The sequence below is a fragment of the Veillonella sp. 3_1_44 genome (assembly GCF_000163715.1).
Lineage (GTDB): Bacteria > Bacillota > Negativicutes > Veillonellales > Veillonellaceae > Veillonella > Veillonella parvula_A.
In genome coordinates, this window is record NZ_GG770199.1 from 841,186 (window position 1) to 849,932 (window position 8,747).

Annotated in this window: 6 protein-coding genes, 2 tRNA genes and 1 pseudogene; 1 reads left to right on the top strand and 8 read right to left on the bottom strand. The window is 40.0% G+C overall.

Features of this window, described 5'->3' with window-relative positions; genetic code table 11:
• Positions 1 to 95 precede the first annotated feature (95 nt).
• From HMPREF0873_RS03870 to HMPREF0873_RS03890, 6 genes and pseudogenes are all read right to left on the bottom strand, one after another.
• Positions 96 to 1,211, bottom strand: coding sequence for an ABC transporter permease (locus HMPREF0873_RS03870; protein ID WP_008714445.1), 1,116 nt, complete (start codon positions 1,209 to 1,211; stop codon positions 96 to 98).
• Positions 1,211 to 2,323, bottom strand: coding sequence for an ABC transporter permease (locus HMPREF0873_RS03875; protein WP_008714446.1), 1,113 nt, complete (start codon positions 2,321 to 2,323; stop codon positions 1,211 to 1,213). The genes HMPREF0873_RS03870 and HMPREF0873_RS03875 overlap by 1 nt, the downstream gene beginning before the upstream one ends.
• Positions 2,320 to 3,378: an ABC transporter ATP-binding protein gene (locus HMPREF0873_RS10120; protein ID WP_369759120.1), complete on the bottom strand. Its 1,059-nt coding sequence runs from the start codon at positions 3,376 to 3,378 to the stop codon at positions 2,320 to 2,322. The genes HMPREF0873_RS03875 and HMPREF0873_RS10120 overlap by 4 nt, the downstream gene beginning before the upstream one ends.
• Before the next feature lie 153 nt (positions 3,379 to 3,531).
• Positions 3,532 to 4,017, bottom strand: a pseudogene (locus HMPREF0873_RS10125) (ABC transporter ATP-binding protein); the annotation flags it as partial.
• 111 nt (positions 4,018 to 4,128) lie between these two features.
• Entirely contained in the window at positions 4,129 to 5,136 is a 1,008-nt protein-coding gene (locus HMPREF0873_RS03885; protein WP_232191998.1) for an efflux RND transporter periplasmic adaptor subunit, read from the bottom strand.
• 54 nt (positions 5,137 to 5,190) lie between these two features.
• Complete coding sequence (locus tag HMPREF0873_RS03890; RefSeq protein WP_038125511.1) at positions 5,191 to 6,891, bottom strand: efflux transporter outer membrane subunit; 1,701 nt, start codon at positions 6,889 to 6,891, stop codon at positions 5,191 to 5,193.
• A 168-nt stretch (positions 6,892 to 7,059) separates the two neighbouring features.
• Between HMPREF0873_RS03890 and HMPREF0873_RS03895 the strand changes: the two genes are divergently transcribed.
• The gene (locus tag HMPREF0873_RS03895; protein WP_038125512.1) at positions 7,060 to 7,338 is read left to right on the top strand and encodes a helix-turn-helix domain-containing protein; all 279 of its coding nucleotides are present in this window, start codon (positions 7,060 to 7,062) and stop codon (positions 7,336 to 7,338) included.
• A gap of 123 nt (positions 7,339 to 7,461) precedes the next feature.
• On the opposite strand, the gene HMPREF0873_RS03900 is transcribed toward HMPREF0873_RS03895, so the two are convergent.
• Together HMPREF0873_RS03900 and HMPREF0873_RS03905 are read right to left on the bottom strand one after the other, a co-directional pair.
• Positions 7,462 to 7,538 (bottom strand) — tRNA-Arg (locus HMPREF0873_RS03900).
• Between the two features lie 112 nt (positions 7,539 to 7,650).
• Positions 7,651 to 7,726 (bottom strand) — tRNA-Trp (locus tag HMPREF0873_RS03905).
• Between the last annotated feature and the right edge of the window lie 1,021 nt (positions 7,727 to 8,747).

Here is an 8,747-nt window from a genome sequence, read left to right on the forward strand (position 1 = left end):
ACGGCAGTAGCATATTTATTAATAAAAAAATGCTATATAGGTCTGCCGTATTGTTATAACAAAATATAAAAAGTTTAACGATCTAATCATTAGCTTTATCCAACGCGATTTCTAAATAGCCATCCTGCTATAGACATGCTTATAATGATTAGGATAATCATAGGAATAAAATTAAACCAAATATCCGTCAATCCTGCACCTTCTAAATAAATCCTGCGCATTGCATCAACAGAAAACCGCATAGGATTTCCATATGTAAGATATTGCAATATTTTTGGCATGTTATGTACAGGTGTGATTAATCCGGACAATAATGCTAGTGGAAAAAGAAAAACAAAAACATATACGAGAACTTGCTGCATATTTTTTGCAATAGCCGAAATAGATAACCCCAATCCAATGCTACTACTTATAAACGTAAACAACACGGCATACACAAGAAATATGTTGCCCCGAAATGGAACTTTAAACCAAAACATGGCTATTAATAACAATACAGTACTTTGAAACAGTCCTATTATCATAGGGGGTATAGACTTTGCAATCAAAATTTGCATAGATGATACGGGCGTCACCAATAATTGATCAAAGGTCCCCTGCTCTCGTTCTCTCGCCACAGATAAGCCCCCCAACATGATAACTTGTGTCATACTGATCAATATAACGAGACCTGTCAAGAAAGTCCAGGAAGACTGCTGATTTTCATTGTACCAGGTACGAGATTCAATCGTGATTCCCTTATGATCAACACCTAACCAAGTCTGATTGAATTGAGAAATGATTTGCCCCATATAGGCTGCAACAAGACCTGAAGTCATTGTATTCGTTCCATTTACAATAACAGTAATAGATGTAGGTTGTTTATGCTTTAAGTTTTCTTCAAAATCCTGAGGTATGATAACCGCCATAATAACCTTGTTGGAGTCTATTAGTGGTGCGATTATATCCGGAGAGTTCGCAGATTGATACAGTTCAAAAACACCGGATGAATTAATAGTCGATTCTAATGCAGCTGCGGTCTGCGTATGACTTTCATCAATCAATACATAGGGAACCTTGTTGAGATTATAGGTTGCGGCGTAACCGAAGAGGAACCCTTGAATAATAACCGGTAACAGTAAGATTATACGAGTTTTCGGATCTTTAAAGGTGGCTAATAGCTCTTTCCATATGATGGAGACAATTTGATTCCAATACAGGCGCCAATTCATTATTCCACCTTCTTCCGCGTAATATAAATTGTCAATATTGTAAAGCAAATAGCAAAACCCGATAATACGGCACTATTTTTAATAATCAAATACCAGTTATTTCCACCTAGGAACAATGATTTCAGTAATTCTAAAAAATATGTAGGAGGTAAAAGCCGTGAAATATATTGAATCACCACAGGTTGTGAATGTGGATCAAATAAAAACCCCGTCAATATCAACGCCGGTAAAAAACTGGTAAGTAACGCCATTTGACAAGCTAAGAACTGTTTCTTCGTAAACGCAGATATAAGTAGTCCCATATTTAAGGAAACAATCAAATACAATGTGGACACGATGCAGATGATCCATAAGGAACCACGCATAGGTACTTCATAAAAGAAATACGAAACACCGAGGCAAAACAACAGCCCCAACATGGCCAATACATAATAAGGCACTACCTTAGCCAAAATAATTTCAATAGGCTTAACTGGTGTAACGAATAAAGCCTCAAAAGTACCACGTTCCCATTCTCTAGCCATAACAACCGCCGTAAGAAAGACGGATACAATCGTCATGATAATCATGATGAGCCCAGGAATCAAAAACCAGGTACTTGTATTTGCTTCATTAAACCACATGCGATGGTTCATTGTTATATATCCACCACGTAGCATAAACGGAATATTCTTAACGGCCCATAAATTAATAGCTGAGTTTACATAACTTTCTATGCTCATCGCTACCGAAGTATCGACACCGTAGTAAATTCCCTGCACTTTCCCTTGTCCACGCATAATTTGATCAGAAAAGTCCTGTGGAATCACCAATATGGCATCTACCTTTCGTTTTTCCATTAATAATTCCGCCGTTTTTCTATCGCGAACCGCTATAGGTTGAAAGTACTCAGAGCCGTATAAGGAGTCATACACACTCTGGGTCATAGAATCTTGCCGTTCCATAACCACTGCTATCGGCACGTGTTTAACATCCAAAGTAACCCCTGAGCCGATGAGGATGATAAGTAGTATAGGTAGCACAACACCCAACAAAATAGTGCTAGGGTCGCGCAATACTTGTAAGGTCTCCTTGTATACCAATGAGGAAAACCGTCTTATAAATCCGTTCATACGTTATCCTCCTGTTCCCGTTTTTTTAGTATGACGGAGATAAACGCTTCATCCATAGTACAATTCTCATCGCCGGCAATCCGTCTAACTTCATCAGGTGTTCCCAGTACAACGAGTTTCCCTGCATCCTGAATCATAATACGGTCACAATATTCCGATTCATCCATAAAATGAGTCGTAATAATAATCGTTGTTCCTCGCTTTGATAAAGAAGTAATCTGTCGCCAGAAATTACGCCGTGTAAGAGGATCAATACCACTTGTGGGCTCATCCAAAAAAAGAATTTTAGGCTCATGCATTAAGGCAGCCGCCATGGACAAGCGCTGTTTATAACCACCAGGCAAATCACCGGCTATCATATCTCTCACGTCATTCAGACGAAACTCACTGATAACGGCTTCTATACGATCAAGCTTCTTCTGTCCGTGAAGGCCGTACACACCGGCAAAAAAATTCAAGTTTTCCATAACAGACAGATTACCGTACAAAGAAAACTTTTGCGCTACATATCCGAAATTGCTTCTTGCCGCCGTACGGGATTTAACGACATCAATGCCGGCCACGCGCAAATCCCCGCTCGTTACAGGCAATAATCCACACAACATACGAAATGTCGTCGTCTTCCCTGCTCCGTTTGGTCCGAGTAACCCGAATACTTCTCCGCGCTGCACCGTAAATGATGTATTAGCCACCGCCGTAAAATCACCGAATGTCCTCACCAAATGAGATACGGAAATTTCTACTGGACGCTCAACCATTTCATTGGGGGCCAACAAATGCTTTCGTTCTTTCTCTATCGCACTTTCATCTAAATCCATATCGATACTATCTAAAGGCTTAGCCCCTTGTTTTGAGGCAATTTCATCCTCTTTTAACAACATCATAAAGGTATCTTCCAAACGGCTCTGAACTGGTTCTTCCTCCATACCATACTCATTAAGCCATGGAATCGAAAGCATTTCTTTTGTTTTTATGTACCTCACAGCACCGGCCTCTGGAACTGCATCCGCCACGCATTTCCTGTCATCCATCAATGCGGCCTGTACATTTCGCATGCTCAATGACTTCGGAATCTTTACCTGAAAGCATCGTTCCTCAGATATTTGAGTCAACTCATGCGGTGTCCCGGTTGCTAAAAAGCGCCCCTTATTGAGGACGAAAACATCTTTACAACGCTCCGCCTCATCTAAGTATGCAGTGCTAACAAGTACGCTAATTCCATCTGTACATACCAGCGACTCTAAGATCTCCCATAACTCCCGCCTTGAAAATGGATCGACCCCTACGGTAGGCTCATCGAGCAGTAATAGCTCCGGAGAACGAACCAATGTACAAGCTAGGCTAAGCTTTTGCTTCATACCGCCTGACAATTTACCGGCTTGACGCTTAGTAAATTTGGCTAGCCCTGTCATATGCAGTAATTTTTCAAACCGCTTCGTTCTCACATGCAAAGGAATACCGTGTAAATCTGCATAGAGATTCATGTTTTCACTGACGGATAATTCCTCATAAAGCCCAAATTTCTGAGGCATATAACTGAGTCTATCTTGAACTGCCTGTGAATGTGCTTTCACATCCATTCCGAGGACCTCTAAAGAACCAGCCGTGGCATCCAATAAACCAGCTATCAAACGAATCAAAGTCGTTTTTCCCGCACCATCTGGACCGACCAACGCAGTTAAACAGCCTTTTCGAATTTTAAAATCCAAATGGTCCAATGCTATTATAGGATCATCTCCGACAAGGGGAAATTCTTTATATAATTGTGACGCTTCGATTGCATATACATCATTCACCGCACACCTCTATATATCAATGGAAACAGTGGCAGGCATTCCTAAACGGAGACGATTATCAGGATCATCTACATATACCCGCACTTCATATACAAGTGTAGTACGCACATCCTTCGTTTCTACCGATTTAGGTGTAAATTCCGCTACGGAGGATATATATCCGATTGTACCGTGAATCGGTTCATTCTTATTGGTATCCGTCGTCACATTCGCATCCATACCGTTATAAATTTTTCCTAAATCCCGTTCGTTCACATATACACGTACCCATTTCTTAGTATTCTCAGCCAATTTAAATACAGGTGTATTCGGTGAAGCCATATCACCGACCTGTAATAATCGGGCCGTTATAACACCGTCTATCGGGGACGTTAATACAGATTGGTTCAACAAGAACTCCTGACGGGCCAGTTCGCTTTTCATCGCATCCAATTGGGCTTGGGCCTGTGCTATATCTTCCTGTCTTGGCCCTGCGACAGCTAAATTGTATGCTTGCTGAGCCTCGTTTAATTTGGCTTCCGATACTTTCACCTTCGCCTGTATATCATCTACAGACTGTCGACTAACGGCCTTACCATTTGAAGCATTATAGGATTTTTGTAACTTCTCTGCTTCCTGTTTCGATTGAGCTAACGCAGCTTCTGCAGATGTAACTCGTGCCGATGCTTGAGCGATTTCTTCTGGTCTACTGCCGGCCTGCAACTTGGCCACTATAGCGTCCTGTGCTGCAATGGTAGCCTTAGCCTGCTGTACAGTAAGATTCAATTCATCAGAATGTAAATACCCTAAAATCTGCCCTTGGCTCACCACCGCACCTTCATCCACCAAAAGGCTGGCAATCCGGTCACTTCCCCGAAATGCAACATTAACTTCACGCAGATTCACATTGCCTTGCAACACAATATGATGAGAGGCAATGTACGCTTCGTATTGATTATAAGCATAATAACTTACTCCACCCAAAATTATTAGAAAGGCAATCATTATACCTGCGCACTTTTTTCTATTATTCGCCATCCACCCTTTAAGGACATCAAGTTTCTCTTTCATAATCATTCCCCGTTTCTCACACTATTTCTTAGCATGCGAGTCCGCCTCTGCCTCCTGATCCATGTCCATGGCTTCCCAACCACCGCCTAAGGATTTGAATAAACGAACGGTATCAGCAAACTCTTGCCCCCGACTCATGATATATTGCCGCCTTGCAGACAATACATTTCTTTGTGCATCAAGAACACTTAAGTAATCGCTAAGACCGGAGTCAAAATTGGTTTGCGCCAAAGATTCCGCTTGCTGTGCAGATTCTACAGCAGATTTCAATTCCTCAGACTTAATATGATCCTGAGATGCATCCGTTACCGCATTTCGGACCTCTCCTACAGCTTTCAAAACAGTCTCTTCGTAAAGTGCCAAGTATTCCTGTTCCTTTTCCGTTTGTACTTTTATATTCTTACGAATAGCACCGGCATTGAAAATAGGCATAGTGATAGATGGTCCTATTCCTATCATTTTACCGATAGCCGAAATAAGACCTCCCGATGAAAACGACTCCAAGCCTATACTGCCATTTAGTGAAAATCTAGGTTTAAGATCAGCCTTTGCAGCCTTGGTTTTCTGTTGTTGCGCCGCAATACGTCGTTCCGCCGCCTGAATATCAGGCCGTTGTCGTAAAGCTTCCGCCGGTATGCCGATAAATATGTGTGGATTCACCGTAGGTAATGAAGTATTTTCCATCAATAACCCGTCAATCTCGCCTGGAACTGTTCCTGTCAATATAGAAAGAGCAGCCATTGTGGAAGCTATATTTTTCTTTAATGAAGGAATCTCCGCTTGAGTCTGAGATAATGCATATGTAGCCTGTTGCACAGGTAATTCATTAATAATACCAGACTGATTATTTATCTTAATCAGTTCCAACGCTTCCTGTTGACGCTTCACATCATCTTCTGTTATGCGCAATTGCTCCTGTAAAGTTCTTAACGACATATACTGTAATGCGGTTTCCGCGCTCAAAGATACCCAGGTGGAATATAAATCCGCCTGTGATGCTTGTAACGAATTCGATGCAGCACGTGATTTTGCTTTTTGTCTTCCGAATATATCAATTTCCCATCGCGCATCAATTCCCAATTTACCGGTTTCTACATTTCTCGTCATCTTATCAGATATAGGTAAATTCTTTATCGCTTCTCGGTCTGAATCCCACTCACCCTGACCTCTATTAGCCGACCATGAACCGGAAGCATCTAGCCAAGGTAATCGCTGTGCTTCAGCAATACCCAACTGTAACCGCCCTTGTCTAACTCGAGAGCGAGCTACCTCTAACTGCCGATTATTTTTGAGGGTCAAATCAATTAATTGATCCAATACGGGATCATTAAAAACCTTCCACCAGTGGGCTAACTCTTCTTCACTGACCGCGTTCCCTTCCACAACCGCATACGGTAAGGGATGTTTTCCCGCTTCTTCTACCCAAGAATGTTCATTCAATTCTTTAGTTGCTTTTTGTTTCTCTGAAAGCTTAGTCTCATCAGCAGCAGTACTCTTTTTCTTCTTTTTTTTGCCATCTTTGTAATACGATGCAATAACAGGACTGCCTTGGTCAGAATCGTCAACAGTTTTTTCAGACTTATGCTGTATTATCGTATTATCTCGACGCGTTTGATTCGTATCTCTATTTGATTGACTAAAACTGATGCCAGCGCTAGCACTCCAAGCCCCTAATGCTAAACATATATAAACAATTAAAAGTTGTTTTCTATTCGTCTTCATAGCAAACCTCTTTTCATTTCCATATATATCAGTATCATTGTATGTTTATCTTATAATATAAAACCATTATGTATCAATAATATGAAGTATCATTTCAATCTAACTTGAGTTTTATCGAACTTTCACATAAAATAAAAATGTATTAATATAATTCAAGTGGAGGCGAGTATGTATATCGGTGAAATCATTAAAAGCTATCGCGAGCAACATAATATGACGATCGAAGAATTCGCAAACAAATCGAATCTAAGTCAAGCAGAAATCACTCAATTGGAAGAATTATTTCAAAGCGATGGAACAACACCTCATCCTGTTGCAATGCGACAAATTAAGGCTATAGCTGAAGCCATCGAACAGCCAATCCCCATCATTATGAATCTTATTTCTGCAGATCAAGAAATTGTCGTTAACGTAGTAGCTGAATCAGATCAGCCACATGCGAAATAATAAAACTTAGTTTATTAAATAAAGATTATTAACTCATAAAAGGACCCTACATAAATATGTAGGGTCCTTTATATACATATAAAAAGCAAAAAAAAAGCACCACATTACTGTGATGCTTTAATTTGGTGACCCAGAAGGGATTCGAACCCCTGGCCTTTTGATTCGTAGTCAAACGCTCTATCCAGCTGAGCTACTGAGTCATGTACAAGGTACTCACTTATATTAACATAATGATTGCGGCTACGCAAGCATTTTTTAATATTTTTTGAGTAATTTTATGGACATGCGGTCCGAAGACCGCCATCCAAAATTTGGCAGGGGCAGTAGGACTTGAACCCACAACCAACGGTTTTGGAGACCGCTACTCTACCAATTGAGCTATACCCCTATGTTCATCAAGCTTTGCTTGATACTTGATTAGTTTAACAAATATTACATACTATGTCAAGAAATATAGGCTTATTAATCAATAAATAATAGGAAATATTAAAGGAAAAGAGCCCTCTTTCAAGGGCTCTTATGTCTACCTAACTTTTACCTTTATATATACGGGAGATGGTATATATAATTAGAGAGTTTTGTATATGTATTGTTTTGTTTATACACAGGGAGAGTATTGTTGTGTATTTAAGTGTTGTTTTATGTGTTGTATTGTTTTGTGTTGTTTGTATTATTTGTAAAAGGGACAGGTAAAAGTTATTAGTAGTAGACCTCCATTTCCTTAGTTGATCTCAATCAACTATAGCTAGTATATAGATAGTTCGTGAAAACATAGTGAAAGTGATATGAAATATAATCAAAACGAGTAATTTTTGGTACATTTTGGTATATTATTAAATATCAGAAAGATAGCTATAAACCACGTATCTACTAGTCTAGATAGGGATCTATATAAAAAAGTGATAATTCTATGCATGAATAGAATATGTAATAAATAGTAATTATTAAAATTTATAATTAGACCTTCATTAATTATATTATCAATTAATTGATAATATAATTAAAAAATAATGAACTAAGCGATGCAGTGAATCTGTCGTCGTTTAATTCTTATTACCTTTAACTTGCCCTGCTTACCAGGTCCCCTGGGAGGATAGGAAGCCATATACAAAAAAAGACACACCCTCAGGTGTGCCTTTAAGCAATCAGCGGCTTCCTATCAATCCTCACTGTGGATTTTCCTTCACTGCTTCGCAGCTCGGTAAATCTTACGTTCGGAAGCACTCATATGGTTCGGCTGCGTCGCTTAGCTCTAAGACCTCTTCGGTTGCCCTACTTGCTTCCTCACTGTGGATTTTCCTTCTCTGCTTCGCAGCTCGGTAAATCTTACGTTCGGAAGAAAGCGATGCAGTGAATCTGTCGTCGTTTCACTCCTCCATCTTCTACTGCCCTGCTTTTCCCAGGGCCGT